Source organism: Shewanella sp. CAL98-MNA-CIBAN-0140, from assembly GCF_040309905.1.
Taxonomy (GTDB): domain Bacteria; phylum Pseudomonadota; class Gammaproteobacteria; order Enterobacterales; family Shewanellaceae; genus Shewanella; species Shewanella psychromarinicola.
In genome coordinates this window covers 25,385-41,320 of the sequence record NZ_JBEOPI010000010.1, presented here as the reverse complement: position 1 = coordinate 41,320, position 15,936 = coordinate 25,385, and the positions used below count along the sequence as shown (strand labels likewise).

General features: G+C 42.3%; 13 protein-coding genes. 4 read left to right on the top strand and 9 right to left on the bottom strand.

From position 1 onward, the window contains the following. Nucleotides 1-164: 164 nt before the first annotated feature. The gene (locus tag AAEY93_RS07115) at nt 165-599 is read left to right on the top strand and encodes a DUF3069 domain-containing protein (RefSeq protein WP_124013598.1); all 435 of its coding nucleotides are present in this window, start codon (nt 165-167) and stop codon (nt 597-599) included. Between the two features lie 147 nt (nt 600-746). Here AAEY93_RS07115 and AAEY93_RS07110 read toward each other — a convergent pair whose 3' ends face one another. The 3 genes from AAEY93_RS07110 to AAEY93_RS07100 form a co-directional block, all read right to left on the bottom strand. Continuing rightward, on the bottom strand, nt 747-2,435 hold the full coding sequence (locus tag AAEY93_RS07110) for an NAD-dependent malic enzyme (protein ID WP_124013599.1): 1,689 nt from the start codon (nt 2,433-2,435) through the stop codon (nt 747-749). A gap of 228 nt (nt 2,436-2,663) precedes the next feature. Continuing rightward, nucleotides 2,664-3,128 carry a YehS family protein gene (locus tag AAEY93_RS07105; RefSeq protein ID WP_101032653.1) on the bottom strand — a complete coding sequence of 155 codons (465 nt, stop codon included), beginning with the start codon at nt 3,126-3,128 and terminating at the stop codon, nt 2,664-2,666. 210 nt (nt 3,129-3,338) lie between these two features. Continuing rightward, nucleotides 3,339-4,604 carry an NRAMP family divalent metal transporter gene (locus tag AAEY93_RS07100; protein WP_351075716.1) on the bottom strand — a complete coding sequence of 422 codons (1,266 nt, stop codon included), beginning with the start codon at nt 4,602-4,604 and terminating at the stop codon, nt 3,339-3,341. 756 nt (nt 4,605-5,360) lie between these two features. Here AAEY93_RS07100 and AAEY93_RS07095 point away from each other — a divergent pair. Continuing rightward, nucleotides 5,361-7,928, top strand: a complete 2,568-nt coding sequence (locus AAEY93_RS07095; RefSeq protein ID WP_351075713.1) for a TonB-dependent receptor — start codon at nt 5,361-5,363, stop codon at nt 7,926-7,928. A gap of 96 nt (nt 7,929-8,024) precedes the next feature. Further along, a complete protein-coding gene (locus tag AAEY93_RS07090; RefSeq protein WP_351075710.1) occupies nt 8,025-8,657 on the top strand; it encodes a glutathione S-transferase family protein in 633 nt (210 codons plus the stop codon). A gap of 59 nt (nt 8,658-8,716) precedes the next feature. On the opposite strand, the gene AAEY93_RS07085 is transcribed toward AAEY93_RS07090, so the two are convergent. From AAEY93_RS07085 to AAEY93_RS07070, 4 genes are all read right to left on the bottom strand, one after another. Beyond that, on the bottom strand, nt 8,717-9,217 hold the full coding sequence (locus AAEY93_RS07085) for a DUF4447 family protein (protein ID WP_351075707.1): 501 nt from the start codon (nt 9,215-9,217) through the stop codon (nt 8,717-8,719). Between the two features lie 67 nt (nt 9,218-9,284). Continuing rightward, nucleotides 9,285-9,686, bottom strand: a complete 402-nt coding sequence (locus AAEY93_RS07080) for an SMI1/KNR4 family protein (RefSeq protein ID WP_101032647.1) — start codon at nt 9,684-9,686, stop codon at nt 9,285-9,287. 175 nt (nt 9,687-9,861) lie between these two features. Continuing rightward, the gene (locus AAEY93_RS07075) at nt 9,862-10,641 is read right to left on the bottom strand and encodes a RelA/SpoT-related domain-containing protein (RefSeq protein ID WP_351075703.1); all 780 of its coding nucleotides are present in this window, start codon (nt 10,639-10,641) and stop codon (nt 9,862-9,864) included. A gap of 147 nt (nt 10,642-10,788) precedes the next feature. Next, entirely contained in the window at nt 10,789-12,876 is a 2,088-nt protein-coding gene (locus AAEY93_RS07070; RefSeq protein WP_351075700.1) for a M13 family metallopeptidase, read from the bottom strand. Between the two features lie 292 nt (nt 12,877-13,168). Between AAEY93_RS07070 and rsuA the strand changes: the two genes are divergently transcribed. After that, entirely contained in the window at nt 13,169-13,858 is a 690-nt protein-coding gene (rsuA, locus tag AAEY93_RS07065; RefSeq protein ID WP_351075697.1) for a 16S rRNA pseudouridine(516) synthase RsuA, read from the top strand. Between the two features lie 283 nt (nt 13,859-14,141). Here the strand turns inward: rsuA and AAEY93_RS07060 are convergent, their stop codons facing one another. After that, nucleotides 14,142-14,711 carry an RNA polymerase sigma factor gene (locus tag AAEY93_RS07060; RefSeq protein WP_502959324.1) on the bottom strand — a complete coding sequence of 190 codons (570 nt, stop codon included), beginning with the start codon at nt 14,709-14,711 and terminating at the stop codon, nt 14,142-14,144. A gap of 554 nt (nt 14,712-15,265) precedes the next feature. Further along, nucleotides 15,266-15,928: a ribose-5-phosphate isomerase RpiA gene (gene rpiA, locus AAEY93_RS07055; RefSeq protein WP_101032643.1), complete on the bottom strand. Its 663-nt coding sequence runs from the start codon at nt 15,926-15,928 to the stop codon at nt 15,266-15,268. Nucleotides 15,929-15,936 lie beyond the last annotated feature (8 nt).

The following is a 15,936-nucleotide window of genomic DNA, read 5'->3' as shown; positions in this document are numbered from 1 at the left end:
TCTAGCCCCGTAGCGTCCTAGGCTCTAGGCTTTTCGCTTGTAGCTTTTAGCTTGTATATTGCGCAGAAACATGTCGTTTCTCGGCTTGCCCTTTGGGAGTCTGAAACGAGCATTTTGAAGTGGCTTGGGTATTTTAGAGGCCGATTTTAATTGAGAGATAAACAATGACAGCAGTAGATCAACAGTATCAACAAGTGGTTAAGCAAGTGTCGTATAACGTTGCTAATAAAGTATTACCCATGGCCAAGTTACCTGAAACCTTACTTGAAGCTTACGAAGGCTTGTTTAAAGAGTTAATGGATGACAAAGCGAACGCATTTACCAATGGATGGAATGCCTTGCCAGCAAGTGCACAGAAATTGATGACTAAAGCCGAATTTCATGGTTTTTATATTGCCAATGCATGGATGCAATTAAGTCGAGCAGCGCAAGAGATTGCTGATAGTGCTGAGTCTGAAGAAGAGATGAATAATAACGAATATGATGGTGTATTTGGACGCTTAGCTGAGCAATCACTGAAAGAGTGTTTACGTAAGCTTAAAAAAGCGCGTACCGATCGTCCATTATTAAACAGCTTTAGACAAGTGATGTCTGCCTAAGTTCGTCGTGATGATAGAGACAAAAAATCCCAACTTAGGTTGGGATTTTTTATGGTTTAAAAGACGATTAACCTTTTAAATCAGTTATTTTTCTATCAAGGATCAGCGCTTTACAATACTAAAGTGCCCAATGAAACTTAACAGTTCTTAGAATGAAGTACGTTTGTAACGACGATATTCAGGTTCCCAAAAGTTAGCTTCAATTGATTGCTGCAGCAAATCATCGGTACAAGGTAAGGCTAAACCTTGATCAATTGCCGCTTTGGCAACGGCAAAAGCAATATACTTACTGACAGATTGAATCTCTTCTAGAGGTGGCAGCAGCGAACCTATGCCATTTTTACCTAATGGCGAACATTCTGCTAAGGCGCGGCTTGATGCCATTAACATTTCATCGGACACGCGTCTTGCACCACAAGATAAAACACCTAAGCCAATACCTGGGAAGATAAAGCTGTTATTACACTGTGCTATCTCAAAGGTTTCACCATTAATGACCACAGGTTCAAATGGGCTGCCTGTTGCCACTAATGCCTGGCCTGATGTCCAATGCATAATATCTTTTGGTGTTGCTTCAACGCGGCTGGTTGGATTCGATAATGGGAATACAATAGGGCGTTTACAATGGCTGTGCATTGCTCGAATGATTTCTTCAGTAAACAGGCCTGGTGAGCCAGAGACCCCAATCAATACTGTCGGTTTGGCATTATTAACCACATCAAGTAACGAAATATTGTCACTATAGTTGTCCCACGCTTCAATCGTGGCGCAATGTTGGGTCAGCTTTTGTTGGAAGGGTAATAAGTTAGGCATGTTGTCGAGTAACAAGCCCCAACGATCGACCATAAATACTTGTGAGCGCGCTTGTAGTTCACTAATGCCTTCTGACACCATTGTGGCCACAATGGCTTCGGCAATTCCGCAACCTGCACTACCTGCACCTAAGAAGGTAATACGTTGTTCGCTAAGTTTACTATTAGCGGCTTTACAAGCGGCCAGTAGTGAGCCGACAGTAACAGCAGCAGTGCCTTGAATATCATCGTTGAAACTACAGTATTGATCTTTATAACGCTCAAGTAGTGGCATAGCATTTTTTTGCGCAAAATCTTCAAACTGAATCAATGCATCAGGCCAGCGACGACTTACTGCTTGCATAAAGGCTTCAACAAATTCAGTATATTCTTCGCCGCCAATTCGTTGATGACGCCAGCCCATGTACATAGGGTCTTCAAGTAAATGTGGGTTATCGGTACCCACATCTAAGGTCACCGCAAGACAGTATGCTGGACTGATCCCACCACAGCTAGTGTATAGCGATAATTTACCGATCGGGATCCCCATGCCACCAATGCCTTGGTCACCTAAGCCGAGAATACGTTCTCCGTCAGTGACCACAATGACTTTGACTTTCTGACGGGTGGAATTATTCAAAATATCATCAATACGATCTTTATTTGGATATGAAATGAATAATCCGCGGTTACGACGATAATTTTTAGAAAAACGCTCGCAGGCTAAACCCACCGTAGGGGTGTAAATAATCGGCATCATTTCGCTGATGTGATTACGCACTAAACGGTAAAATAAGGTTTCGTTAGTATCTTGAATATTGCGCAGATAGATGTGCTTATTAAGATCATTGGTGACGCTTTTAAATTGTTCGTATGCACGTGAAGCTTGTTCATCAATGGTTTCAATAACCCAAGGAATGAGGCCTTCAAGGTTGAAAAATACGCGTTCTTCTTCACTAAATGCACTGCCTTTATTAAGCAGAGGTGATTCAAGGATCGCTGGGCCAGCAAAAGGAAGATAGAGGGGGCGTTTGTTATCGTCCATGGGGAAACCTTAATGTGTTAGATCGTTATTAGAATAGGGCTTTTTTTGTAATTGTAGATTATCACGTCTGTTCTTTTTTGTGGTCGGTTAAGTGAGTTAAATCACATTTTTATTAAGTACTTTTATTCATCGCTCACTATTGTGTTGTTTTAATGTAAACCCCAGAAACAAAAATGCGCAGCCTAAGCTACGCATTAATACGGTATTATATCAATATCAAGTTATATATTACTTACCGCGGTGTTTGATCGATAAACCTTTGACGAAGTTTCTTAATACTTGGTCGCCACAAGGCTTATAGTTTTTATGATTAGGGTTACGGAACAGCGCGCTTAACTCAGATTTAGTCATCGCAAAATCAGCTAAAGCTAATGTGGCAATAATATCTTCTTCACGCATTTCGAGCGCGACGCGTAATTTTTTGAACATAAGGTTATTAGTCAATTGCTTTAACGGTGTCGGCACTTCTGTTCCAGGCTTTAAGCCACGGTTATTAATGATCAAACCGTCTAAAAACTGGCACATTAATGTGTCATTACATGCTTGATAACCTTCTTCTTCCTCTTTTTTCAACAGCGCTATAATTTGCTCTGAAGACATTTCTACATTGGCTTGACTGAAAATATTAGTCATCTTGGCATTTGAATAATCAAACACAAAGCGAATACGGCGAAGAATATCATTGTTAATCATAAGGTTCTCTGGCGCGGCGGCGCATTAATGGTTTAGGTCAATTGACTAATTGCTATTATAACGGGTAATCATTCATTAGTCAGATTAATCCTGCTAGAACGGTAATCGATTTCTATCCCTGCTAGTATCGCTTCGCTGCTAGGCTGTTGATTTTATAGCCTCTAGCCGCGAAGCGTACTAGCAGCGCAGCGTTCTAGGCTTTTAGTGAGATTATTTAGCTAGATACCAGTAAATAAATAGCCCAGCAAAGCCGGTTAAATACAGTAAGCCTACCCAAGAGAGTCCGACCATTACCGGGCCATAACGATGTTTAGCATCTAGAGATTTGCTGGTCATTAAGCGGTAATTTAACCAGGCAAAAATGACGGTAGTCATGAAGGCCAATATCATCACAAATTCTAGTAAAGGCAGTAATGCGCCTTTAAAAAATAAAATCAGTAATAACCCTAAGGCGCTGATGGCTAGCATCATTGCCGTTAGGTGCGAGCGTTGAGCAGGGTTATTTGTCAGCAATCGCCAGCCCATATCGAGTGTGCGGCTATAACCATCAATTACCGTCACTGTGGTGCTAAAAATACATAGAAACGCCACAATCCCAATCAAATAACGGCTTTCATTGCCCATCACTTGGCTGTAAAGAGTGATCAATTGTGAAGCAAATACCGCGCCAGAATCTGAGAATCGTTCACCGCTGCCGTGCATCACTAATGCGCCTAAGGCTAAAAATACAATCGCCAGTAATGCCGTGGTGACATAGCCTAGATTAAAATCAAAAATAGCCTGCTTGGCGGTCACCGTTTGGGTTTTACGTTTTTCTATTAACCATAATGAGTTCCAAGTACTGACCTCAATTGGCGCGGGCATCCAGCCCATCATCGCCACTAAAAAGCCCACATAAGCCCATTGCCAAGGCGATTCGGCAACGTCTGATGCCCCGAATCCTGTATGCCGATTAAAGGCTAATGCTACGGCGACTAATGTGGTTAGAGTAAGTGCCAACATGATGATCTTGGTCATTTTATCAAGCAGTTTGTAGTGGCCGAAAATCAATAATGCCAATGAGCTGACCAGTACAATTAGCGCTAATACATCAATCGATAGCGGAATAAACTGGGTTAGCATTGCTGCCGTTAACATGCATACCCCCGCCGTACTGGCAATGGCGGCAATAACGTTAAGCCCGGTAAACAGCATTAAATAGCCACGACCTTGCTTATAATAGCCGTGCAATAAACTCTCATCCGTTGCTGCGGTGTAGCGAGCGCCTGCGGCGAAGAAAGGATATTTAACGATATTAACTAATAAAATCAGCCACGCAAGCTGCCAACCAAACTCGGCTCCCGCTCGGGTTGAGGCGACTAAATGAGAGGCGCCAATCGCGGCAGCGGCCATTAAGATTCCCGGTCCTGTGGCTTTAAAGAGGGTGTTAACACGAGACATCCACTGTAGGGCTAATGCAGTTTGTTGATTAAGCATGATAAAAAACGACCTAATTTGATTGTTTAACGGTTAATGATTGTTTTATCGATAATAAGCTTGCGTGCATTTTTTGTAGATAGTTGAGGAGCAATGCATCCGTATTAGGGGTGGTCGATGTGTTGTTTTTTTAACCCATTTAGGAATGATTTTCGTACCCGTATTTGTGCTCTAAATCCCGTTGCATCAATAACACCTGTTAGGTTAATTAGAGCTCTTATAGCGGATTCAATTGTGTTTGTTTACGCTGAGTTTATCTAGGCCAAAGATGTGCATCATGTGCGCTTGAATAAATGCCCTATCAGTATGTTCAGAATTAGTGAGTAAGTTTGCACGCACAATGCGTTTCTGCTCGATTAATTGAGCACTCATATTTGTGATGTAACGTTTTGTCACTAAAATTCTTAATGGAAACCATGATAGTAACAATGTAATAGCCATAACGTTGAAGCAGAATGTTACGTAGGTAGACCATAACCAGTACCGAGCTAGGTTGGTATTAAAGTGGCCACTCACGAGTGTTTTATCCCTCATCTGATCTCCATATCAAAGCATTTAAATTCACTTTTTATTCATTATTTACTCTCGACTAAGTGATTAGTTACATTTACGTTACTATCTTGTGTTGACTTTATTAAGTTTTAACCTAACTTGAACAGGTACATTAGAATCCAACAAAGTAGTAGGCGGTAATGTTGTTACCGCAGTTTGCAGTAGTCATGGATTTAAAACAATAAATTAACGTTAAGGATGATCATGAAAAAAACTAACCTTTTACGCAGCGCTTGCGCTATCGCTGTATCACTATCTCTTGCACCTATCGCCTTTGTTACACAAGCTGCTGATGCAGGTGCCGATGCAAAGGTTGAACGAATTGAAGTGACCGGTTCTCGTATCAAACGCACCGATATTGAAGGACCTTCACCAGTACAATCTTTGAATAAAGACGATATTGCTAACATGGGTTTTGACAACCTACAACAATTGCTAGAGCGGATGCCTGCAAACGGTTCTGGTGCATTCTCAACGCGTGGAAATAGCCAAGACTCTACTGCCAACGGTGGAGCATCAATCAGTTTACGTGGCTTAGGCCCTGATGCGACTCTGGTACTTATTAATGGTCGCCGTGTTGGATCGAGTGCGTTTGCTGAAGGGATTTCAAATTCGTTTGTTGATATTAATAATATTCCTGTTTCGGCTATTGAGCGTATCGATATTCTTAAAGACGGTGCATCAGCTATTTATGGTTCTGATGCTATTGCCGGTGTGGTCAATATTGTCTTAAGAAAAGACATTGAAGGTATCGAACTTAACCTAGGTTATGGTGATGACAGTGGTACCGGTTATGACGAAACGACAGCCAGCTTAGTATGGGGCGTAAAAGCCGAAAAAGGCAGTGCGTCAATTATCCTTGATTACTTTACCAATGGCACCTTGTCTGCAGACGAAATGGGCCGTTTTGGCACCGCTAATCAATCAGTTTATGGCGGTGAAGATTATCGTTCATCACGTGGCTTCCCGGGTTATTTCTATGTCAATGGTGTTAAAACGATTGACCCAGATTGCCCCGCTGAGAATGCGACAGCAAGTGGCAGCTGTTTGTTTGATTACGGTCCATACAACTTAACGATCCCAACGTCTGAGCGTGTCGGTGCTATTGGCCAGTTTGATTATATGTTAGGTGAAGATTTAACCGCATTTTTAGAGTTGTCAGTACAACACAACACGTCTGAGGCTGGCGGAGCACCAACGCCATTAGATGAAGATGCAGGTTTAACCGTGCCTGGTACTCATCCTAACAATCCTTTTGGACAAGACATCGATATCGGCCGCTACCGTACGGTTGATGCTGGCCCTCGTCGTTGGGATATCGAATCAGATACCATGCGTATTGTTGCCGGCCTTCGTGGCGTCATAAACGATTGGGACTGGGAAGTATCAGCGCAACGTGGTCGCAGTGAGTCAACCCAAACCGGTGACCGTTCACAGGGTTGGGTAAGAACCGATTATTTACAAGCTGAAATAGATGCCGGTAACTACAACCCATTTGGCGCTACTATCAACTCGCCAGAGGTGATTGATCGCATCACCACTAGCCTAGTAAGACAAGGTAAGTCGAGCATCACTGCTTATGACGCCAGTATTACAGGCCAAGCATTTACGATTGCTGATCGCGATATTATGATGGCTGCCGGTGCAGAATACCGCGAAGAAAGCGTCAGTGACGTGCCAGATGAGCAGTTTCAACGAGGTCTGATTTTTGGTACTGAAGCGATATCTGCGTTTGGTTCACGAGACCAACATGCTGCCTATGTAGAATTCTCTATCCCTGTTGCAGATAACTTTGAGTTGCAGTTAGCGGGTCGTTATGACAGCTACAGTGACTTTGGTTCAACCACGAATCCTAAAATCGCTTTCCAATGGGGCATTAGTGACGAGGTCACTGCTCGAGGTTCATGGTCTACTGGTTTCCGTGCCCCATCGTTAGCACAAATCGGCTTAGGCCCTTCTGAGAAGAGTGACTTTTTAATTGATAGCTATCGTTGTGAAGCTGATAACGTAGATTGTGAGTTATTGGATTACAACTTTATATTCGCTGGAAACCCTAACCTTAAAGCTGAAGAGTCTGAAACGTGGAATGTGGGCATGATTTGGGCCCCAGATCAGCAGTTTGATATTGGTGTTGATATATACAATATTCTCCAAGATAACAAGATTGACTCACTTCAAAACCAGGTTCTTTATGATGAAAATTGTAATGATCAAAACAGTACGGTCTGTTTGCGAAATGCACCGCAAGCAGGTCAGACATTTGGTCCGCTTGATGTGATTAAATCTGGATTCGTCAATATTGGTTCACAAGAAGTACAAGGTGTGGATTTATCGACTCATTATGGCCTTGAATTAGACGGCTACGGTACGGTTAAGTTTGGTGTAGAGTACAGCTACTTAATCAGCTTTGAAAAAGAAATTGATGGCGATATTGTTGATTACACTGGTGAGTATGAGTATCCACAGCACCGTTGGTTAGCAACAACTAACTGGAACATGGATGACTTTGCTGCCAACGTTAACTTAAGTTATATCGGCGAATTTGAAGACTTCAATAAAACCCGTACCGTTGATGCCCAGTTGTTAGTGGACATGTCTGGTTCATATCGTTTCAATGACACGGTCAAGTTATCTGTAGGGGTTAATAACGTGTTTGATGAAGATCCATCATTTGCCATTGGTGACGGTGATGCCGACCTTTATGGTTATGCAATGGGCGTTCATAACCCATTAGGCCGTTATATTTATACTAAAGTTACAATGAACTTCTAATCACAACGTCATAAGATAAATTACAGCCACATTCACTCATGGTGCAATGTGGCTTTTTTTATCCTCATTAACCTCACTATATTATATGGAACCTAAATGATTACGTTATACGGAACCCAGAAAAGTCGTGCGCTACGCGTATCTTGGCTTTTAGAAGAGTTAGGTATTGCATGGCAGTTTCATGCTATCGATTTTGCTAATGGCGAACATAAAGGTGACGCATTTTTAGCCCTTAACCCTAGTGGAAAAATGCCAGTACTCACAGAGGGTGATTTCGTGTTAAGCGAATCCGCGGCCATTATGCGTTATTTAGCGGAAAAGTATGGCCAAGGTAAATGGTTGCCAAAACTAGGTACTCAAGAGTCTGGTATTCACGAACGCTGGGTGAGTTTTGTGATTAGTGAGCTTGAACAACCGCTGTGGAGTATGGGTAAGCATCGTTTTGCGTTACCAAAAAAACTGCGCGTAGACGCGATGTTTGCTGTGGCCAAATGGGAGTTTGATCAAGCGGCTGCGGTTGCTGAAACTTGGATACCAGAGGCTGGGTTTGTATGTGGCAGCGAGCCTATGGTTGCCGATATTTTACTCGCACAAACCTTAGGTTGGGCTTTGGGATTCGAGCAACATCTGCCGCCAAAGTTGTCCGCCTATCGCGATCGACTAAAGCAACGTCCTGCTTTGGCCGCTGCGCTAGCCAAAACAGTAGCACTTGCCGATGTCGCTAAATAAGCGTTATCAAAAAGGAAGCCGAAGCTTCCTTTTAGTTATTGACTGTAAAATGGAGGTTTTTATAACTGAGTCGCCGCCCATTTAGCGCGGCTTTCTCGGCTTTCGCTCATGCCGTTATCAGCACGATAAGCTTTATAGGCTTCGGCATCGAGTGCGACTAAGCTTACATCCACTTCAAGTACGAGTTTACATTCTTTTTTAATACGCCAAGCTGCTGCATTGTACAGTTCAGTTAATGGCAAAGAGCTTAAAAATTCAGGATTGTATTGGGTATAGAGAGCCTGAGTTGGATAGACCACAAACGCTAAACGACGTTTAGGCTCTTTTTTAAATAGCTCTTCAATGCCATCAGAGGTATTGAGCACTTGCATTTCGATAATATCATCGATGTCTAACAACTTTTTCTGAGCGGGAATAGGCGCTTCTTTCTCACCAGACTCCCATGACATCACATCTTCATTACTGGCCTTAGTGATGCTAGCAACTTGTTCTGTTGTTAGGCTTAAAGACTGACGCAAACATTGGATTTCAATCGCATTTAAACCGGTATTTTTCGACATGATCGTTCTCATCATTAGTGTTTATTTATTTGTTTATTTAACCGTAACTTAAGGTTAACAGATTAGCTTATCGATTAAGCCACACATCTTCGGCCCAATGCCAAAATGATTCCCAGACTTTGTCGCTAAATCGGCCTTTTTTCCAAAACTTCACTTGGCCTTCTTCATCAATACAATAAAAGCTATCGCCGATTTGGCAAATGGCAATTTGTTCACGGGGCAATCCAATAGACCAAGCATAACAGGCGACTTCTGGTAGATAAGTGTGCGAGTAAGGATCCGCAGCGGTAACGGGTTCAAGCGTGCCATAAATAACATCACTGCCATACAATAAGAATTCTTTTAGATCGTTGGGCAAACCAATTAAGATCTGTTCTTCAACCTCTACAAGTTGCTCAAAGGTGGGCAATTCGAGTGGCACGGGTACAGTTTCACTTAACTCTTGTAGCAGTTCGATAATGTCATTCATAGCATTGTCCAGCAGATCGTATCGTAATGGGCGCGAGTATAGCAGATGTGATTGTAGTGGATCTTATTTGGCAAAAAAAAAGCGCTCATATGAGCGCTAAAAGGGTGGAAACTTGTCATGATTAGAAAAGGCCTAGGCGGTGTGAGTTGTTCATCATAAGGATAGTTATCAGTGTTTATGCAACTTGTTGTTGTGAACTATATAAACTTTGACGTTTATAACTTAACCACGCTTTATGATATTGCTTGTGCGAGTCTTGACGAAGCTTGGCTATCATGGCTTGTTCTATATCATTTAACCGTCTAGAGGTTGCTTTGGCTTGTGACTCTATCTGTTGAATATGCTCATAAATATGATGATCTGGACCACTTTTAATGTCGGCAATATCATTTAAATGAAACTGTACTTCAACCACCATTTGGCTTGCGGGCAATTTTACTAATACATTTAAGTCACGATAGCCTGACATTTTTGGGCGAGAAAAGCGGTTTTTTAATTGCACTATTTCGGTGTGTTGACGCAGTTGATGGTAACTTGATAATAAGCTTTTAACGTCATTGGCCACCACACTGGCTCGCGCTATATCGGTCAGCTGACTGGCGTCGCCATTGAATTTTGCTTGCACTTTTTGAGCCGCACGCTGATAACTTTTAATGGCAGGAATAATGGTTGTAGTGTTGCTTGACTGGCTAATAATGTGCAGTAGGTCAATGAGTTCTTGCTGCGCTAATGGTGCTCGTGTCATCAGAGCATGTAAGTTATCGGTATCTTGTACGACAATGTCAGCGTCGTGCTCATATAGCGCCAATAGCTGCTCAATATCATTAGTTGATTTTTGGCTGAAGTCTGAAGGCTGGGCTAACTTGTTATATTTAACCTCGTTAGGTTGAGCAATAGCACCACGGGTAGACAGTAAAATTAAGAAGATAAAAAAGGTACGAAATAACTTATTCATTGAATAGCTCCAGCGTAATGTCTGTAACTCAATGTACCGCTTTTTGGCTGAATAGGGGCTGAATGAACAAGGTTTAATAAAGAAGGGCATCAAATGATGCCCTTTTATGAGGAATTGTGACGTTAATCAGTTTTCACTGCGTCTGAATTACCAAATTTTTACACGTTTAGCAGGTTCAATATACATCTTGTCGCCTTCTTTCAGGTCATAAGTGCTGTAGAACTCAGGCATGTTCGATAGCGAACCAAGAGCACGGAAGTGGCCAGGTGAATGCGGATCAGTTGCAACGCGGTTACGCAGTGATTCTTCTTTCATCTTTACCCGCCAAATTTGGGTGAAGCCCATGAAGAAACGTTGATCGCCGGTTAAGCCATCAATGACCGGTGCTTCTTTGCCATTAAGTGACATTTTGTAAGCTTTATAGGCGATAGTGACACCTGATAAGTCCCCAATGTTTTCACCTAATGTTAGGCTACCATTGACGTTTAGGTCGTCAAATACTTGATAGCCATTATACTGAGCGATTAACGCATTACCTTTTGACTCAAATGCTGTTAAGTCAGCTTCGGTCCACCAGTCACGCATGTTACCTTCACCGTCAAATTTCGCACCTTGATCATCAAAACCATGGCCCATTTCGTGGCCGATAACCGCACCAATACCACCATAGTTTACCGCGTCATCGGCTTCAAGATTGAAGAACGGAGGCTGTAAAATTGCCGCTGGAAAAACGATTTCGTTCATGGTTGGGTTGTAGTAAGCATTAACCGTTTGTGGGGTCATGTGCCACTCGTCTTTATCGATTGGTTGACCTAGCTTGGCGATGTCTTTGTTATGCTGAACCACTGCGGCACGCTTAGCATTACCGATTAAATCGTCTGCTTGAATGGTTAATTTAGTGTAATCAGCCCATTTATTTGGATAACCAATTTTAGGATTAAATTTAGCCAGTTTTTCTTTTGCTGCCACTTTAGTGCCTGCACTCATCCAATCTAATGAATCAATGCTTGAGCTATAAGCGCCGCTTAGGTTGCTAACTAACTTTTCCATACGGGTTTTGGCTTCTGGCGCAAAATGACGTTTCACATACACTTTACCGACAACTTCGCCTAACGTGTCGCTAACGGTGCTAACGCCACGCTTCCAACGCGGTTCTTGCTCTTCTTGACCGTTTAGAGTCTTAGAGAAAAACGCAAAGTTTTCGTTATCTAATGCTTCAGATAAATTGTTGGCATTGTGAGTCAATGTCATCCAAGTCATGTAGTTTTTCCAAGTCGCAAGGTCGTTGTTTTTAAGGACCTCGTTTAAGCCTTGGATATAGCTTGGTTGGTTGATAATGATATCAGTTTGCTTGTCGCCGCCTAACGCTGCTAAATAGCCATCCCAGTTAATTTCTGAGGCCAATTCTGGTAGATTGCTAACTTGGTATAGGTTGTAGGTTTTGGTGCTGTCGCGATTTTCAACGACGTCCCAATGCTTTTCTGCAATTTGGGTTTCTAGCGCTAAAATAGCTTCAGCATTGGCTTTTGCGTCTGGCAAGCCAGCTAAGCTGTACATTTTTTCCACATGTTCAACAAAAGCTTTACGGATATTAACGAAACGCTCTGAGTCGTTAAAGTAATAATCTTTCTCAGGCAGGCTTAAGCCATACTGATAAATGTGTGTGGCATAACGGCTTGAATCTTTAGCATCGATGTCAACATAAAAGGCTAAAGGTGTACCACCACCATTAGCTTGGTTTTCACCAAAAAAAGCGGTTAATTCTTGTTTGTCTTTCAGGGCGGCGATGTGATCTAATTCAGCTTGAATTGGTGCAATACCCAATTTATTTAGGGTGTCAACGTCCATAAATGAGCGATATAAATCAGCTACTTTTTGCTCGTCAGTACCATCGGCTAAGTTAGGTGTTGCACTCAAGTCTTCGATAATTGCTTTAACGTCATCACGGGCGTTTTCGCGTAAGTCGTAAAAAGCGCCGATGCTGGTACGGTCACTTGGAATGTCAGATTTGTTCAACCACGCGCCGTTAACATACATGTAGAAATCGTCTTGAGGGCGAACAGACTTGTCGATGTTGTCAAAGTTGATGCCTGAAGTGAGGGCTTGTGCTACCGCAGTGGCAGTGGCTGTTTTAGCCACGTCTGCTGCAGGTGCAACTATTGCCTTTTCATTATTACAAGCGCTTAAGCCTGCAATTAACGAGGCACATAGACCTCCAATAACCAGTTTTCTCATGTTGTTTCCTTTGCTTTATTTAAAGAACCCTTCAATGGGGTATTGCAGACTGTGTTGCATAATTGAGTAATAACTCCTTTATCCAAAGGGAAAAGCTATTACTTTTATTGTGAATTGTATGTTAAGGCCTTAACCGTCTATAAAACAAGCCAAACAGAGTGATTTTTACAGGGTTTTTTGTGAGTATGTGTAACTGAAAATTACCGTGGAGGTGAAAAATATCGGCGATTGATTTCTATTTAAGTGCGTAAGCAGCATAATAGTGTCAATATTTTTTGATTGAGTAATCATTGTGCGTTTAGACAAATTTATCTGTGAAAGTACCGAACTGACTCGGTCGCTCGCCAAGAGAGCCCTGCATCGTGGTGACGTTACCTGCGATGGTGTGGTGGTGAAAAATTCTGGTTTTAAGGTACTTCCGCAAATGGCGGTGCATTTAGACGGTACCTTAATTAGCGTGATTGGCGAGCGTTACATCATGTTAAACAAACCAATAGACACCATTTGTTCAACCATTGATGAACAATATCCATCGGTATTGAGTTTGATTGATATTGAAAAAATGGACACGTTACACATTGCAGGTCGATTAGATGTTGATACTACCGGGTTAGTATTAATAACCAGCGATGGTCAATGGTCTCATAAAATCACTTCACCGAAGAAAGATTGTGGCAAACGCTATTTAGTGGAATTAGCCGATCCCATTGATGACAGTTTGATAAAAATATTTGCCGATGGTGTTGAGTTGCGCAATGAAGATGGACTCACTAAGCCTGCCTTGCTCGATATTATTGATCCCACCCATGTGAGATTGACGATTAGCGAAGGTAAGTACCATCAAGTTAAACGCATGTTTGCCGCCGTCGGTAATAACGTGGTTAATTTACACCGTGAAGCTGTGGGTAGTATCGATTTAAACGCTGACTTAGCGGCAGGTGAATGGCGTCATTTAACCGCAGCCGAAGTAAAATCCGTGTAGCGGTATTTTTTGAATCTATTAGTTTACATCTATAAAAATGCCGGTTGTCTTTATTGCGCCAGTTTGCTGCATTAATGCCGTATTTGCGGTTGTTGCCACAATCACACGGCCATCAGAGTCAGGGTTGCAATACTTGCCGCTATAAGCCAAAGCCCAAGAGATAATTTTTGTTGTTGAGGTTTAGCGCTTAATTGCGATGCAATACCTGGCTATCAATCTGTTACAGGCTTCATCTGTGATGACATCGATTTGACTAAGCTTTCAAGGTCTTGCTGTGAATGACTTATTCAAGCATCTCTTGTAATAATTGTTTAGCATTATGGTACTGCGCTTTACTCGTGCCTTCGGCAATATTGAGCAATGCGGCGACTTCATTATGCTGATAGCCTTCGATGGCACACAGAACAAAGACAATGCGAGTGCGTTGGGGCAACTTAGCTATGTACTTATCGAGCTGATGATAGTCATCAAAATCCACCGTAGGTGCGTCCAGTGGGTCAAGTTGTTCCATGGGTAAAAATCGTTGCCACCATGATTGTTGCACTTTTAATTCGTTAATGGCTTGGCGGACACATAAGCGATGTAACCAGGTGGTGAATCGACTGTCGCCTCTAAAGTGATCCAGTTTGAACCATAAACGAATAAAACACGCTTGCGTCATATCATCTGCCAATCTAGCTTGTCCGCTTAATCGAAAACAGATGGCATACACTCGCTGGTGATGGCGCCGAAACAGTTGTGCGAAGGCCTGTTCGCAACCGGTTTTTGCCATGGCGACTAACTGATTATCGTCAAGGGCTGCGGCGGCTAGCTGGGTTAACGGCCCTGTGATTAGCGGCTTAATGGGGAGCATCCTTATTGTCACAACACATACAATATAATTGACTAATATTTGACATTCTCAAGTAGGCAAAAGGTGTATATTGGCTTTTAAATAAGTTTATGCCAGTCGCGTTGATGTTAAACAATGAGTTAAACAATGAGTTAAACAATGAGTTAATTAATGAGGTTGTTTTTGATTAGTCTGTAGGGTTTGAACGGGTGAACCAATAACATAAAACGGCCTAGCATTGAAGTTAGGTCGTTTTATGTTTTGACTATTGTGCTATACCAAGCTGATTAAATATCTGATCAGTTCGGGGTCGCTAAGGGGTTTGATTTAAGGCGCATTGATGCCGAAATGATTATCCCATTTAAATCAATGCAACGCGGAAGTGGAACGACTGAGTGACTCTATTCTGGCGGGTATCAAAGTACGTTATGCTTCGTTAGATGCTTTCGAAATGGAATCACTATTCGCTTCAATCATCTGCCTTGCTTACAGCACTTTGAACTCCCGCTGAACGATCACATATTCAATAGGATTGGTATTGCTTAAGTGGCAACACAAAAAGTCACCACTGTCGGTTATGATAAGGTTACTGTGTTAACGCCATCAGGGGTGCCAACTAGCAATACATCGGCGCCGCGGTTAGCAAATAAGCCGTTGGTTACCACGCCTACAATCGCGTTAATTTTAGTTTCCATCACTTTAGGATCTAAAATTTTCATGTTGTACACATCTAAAATCACATTGCCGTTATCGGTCACCACGCCTTGACGGTAAACCGGATCGCCACCTAATTTGACTAATTCTCGTGCCACATAAGATCGTGCCATTGGGATCACTTCAACCGGCAATGGAAACTCACCTAAAATAGGTACTTGCTTGGTATTATCCACAATACAAATAAACCGTTTTGCTACCGCTGCGACAATCTTCTCGCGCGTTAATGCGGCTCCGCCGCCTTTAATCATGTCCATGCGGTCGTTAATTTCATCCGCGCCATCAACATAGACATCAATCAAATCAACACTGTTTAAGTCAAACACTTCAATGCCAAGTCCGATGAGTTTTTTAGTCGATGCTTCAGAGCTTGATACTGCACCTTCAATATCATCTTTCATTGTTGCCAATGCATCAATGAAGTGATTAACCGTTGAACCAGTTCCGACGCCTACGATGGTGTCTTTTTTGACATACTGTAGTGCTGCCCAACCTGCTGCTTTTTTCATTTCATCTTGTGTCATAGTCATAT

What these genes read in the sequence shown, in the direction of transcription:
- AAEY93_RS07115 (WP_124013598.1), top strand. Translation starts at nt 165, where the DNA reads ATGACAGCAGTAGATCAACAGTATCAACAAGTGGTTAAGCAAGTGTCG.
- AAEY93_RS07110 (WP_124013599.1), bottom strand. Translation starts at nt 2,435, where the DNA reads ATGGACGATAACAAACGCCCCCTCTATCTTCCTTTTGCTGGCCCAGCG.
- AAEY93_RS07105 (WP_101032653.1), bottom strand. Translation starts at nt 3,128, where the DNA reads ATGATTAACAATGATATTCTTCGCCGTATTCGCTTTGTGTTTGATTAT.
- AAEY93_RS07100 (WP_351075716.1), bottom strand. Translation starts at nt 4,604, where the DNA reads ATGCTTAATCAACAAACTGCATTAGCCCTACAGTGGATGTCTCGTGTT.
- AAEY93_RS07095 (WP_351075713.1), top strand. Translation starts at nt 5,361, where the DNA reads ATGAAAAAAACTAACCTTTTACGCAGCGCTTGCGCTATCGCTGTATCA.
- AAEY93_RS07090 (WP_351075710.1), top strand. Translation starts at nt 8,025, where the DNA reads ATGATTACGTTATACGGAACCCAGAAAAGTCGTGCGCTACGCGTATCT.
- AAEY93_RS07085 (WP_351075707.1), bottom strand. Translation starts at nt 9,217, where the DNA reads ATGTCGAAAAATACCGGTTTAAATGCGATTGAAATCCAATGTTTGCGT.
- AAEY93_RS07080 (WP_101032647.1), bottom strand. Translation starts at nt 9,686, where the DNA reads ATGAATGACATTATCGAACTGCTACAAGAGTTAAGTGAAACTGTACCC.
- AAEY93_RS07075 (WP_351075703.1), bottom strand. Translation starts at nt 10,641, where the DNA reads ATGAATAAGTTATTTCGTACCTTTTTTATCTTCTTAATTTTACTGTCT.
- AAEY93_RS07070 (WP_351075700.1), bottom strand. Translation starts at nt 12,876, where the DNA reads ATGAGAAAACTGGTTATTGGAGGTCTATGTGCCTCGTTAATTGCAGGC.
- AAEY93_RS07060 (WP_502959324.1), bottom strand. Translation starts at nt 14,711, where the DNA reads ATGCTCCCCATTAAGCCGCTAATCACAGGGCCGTTAACCCAGCTAGCC.
- rpiA (WP_101032643.1), bottom strand. Translation starts at nt 15,928, where the DNA reads ATGACACAAGATGAAATGAAAAAAGCAGCAGGTTGGGCAGCACTACAG.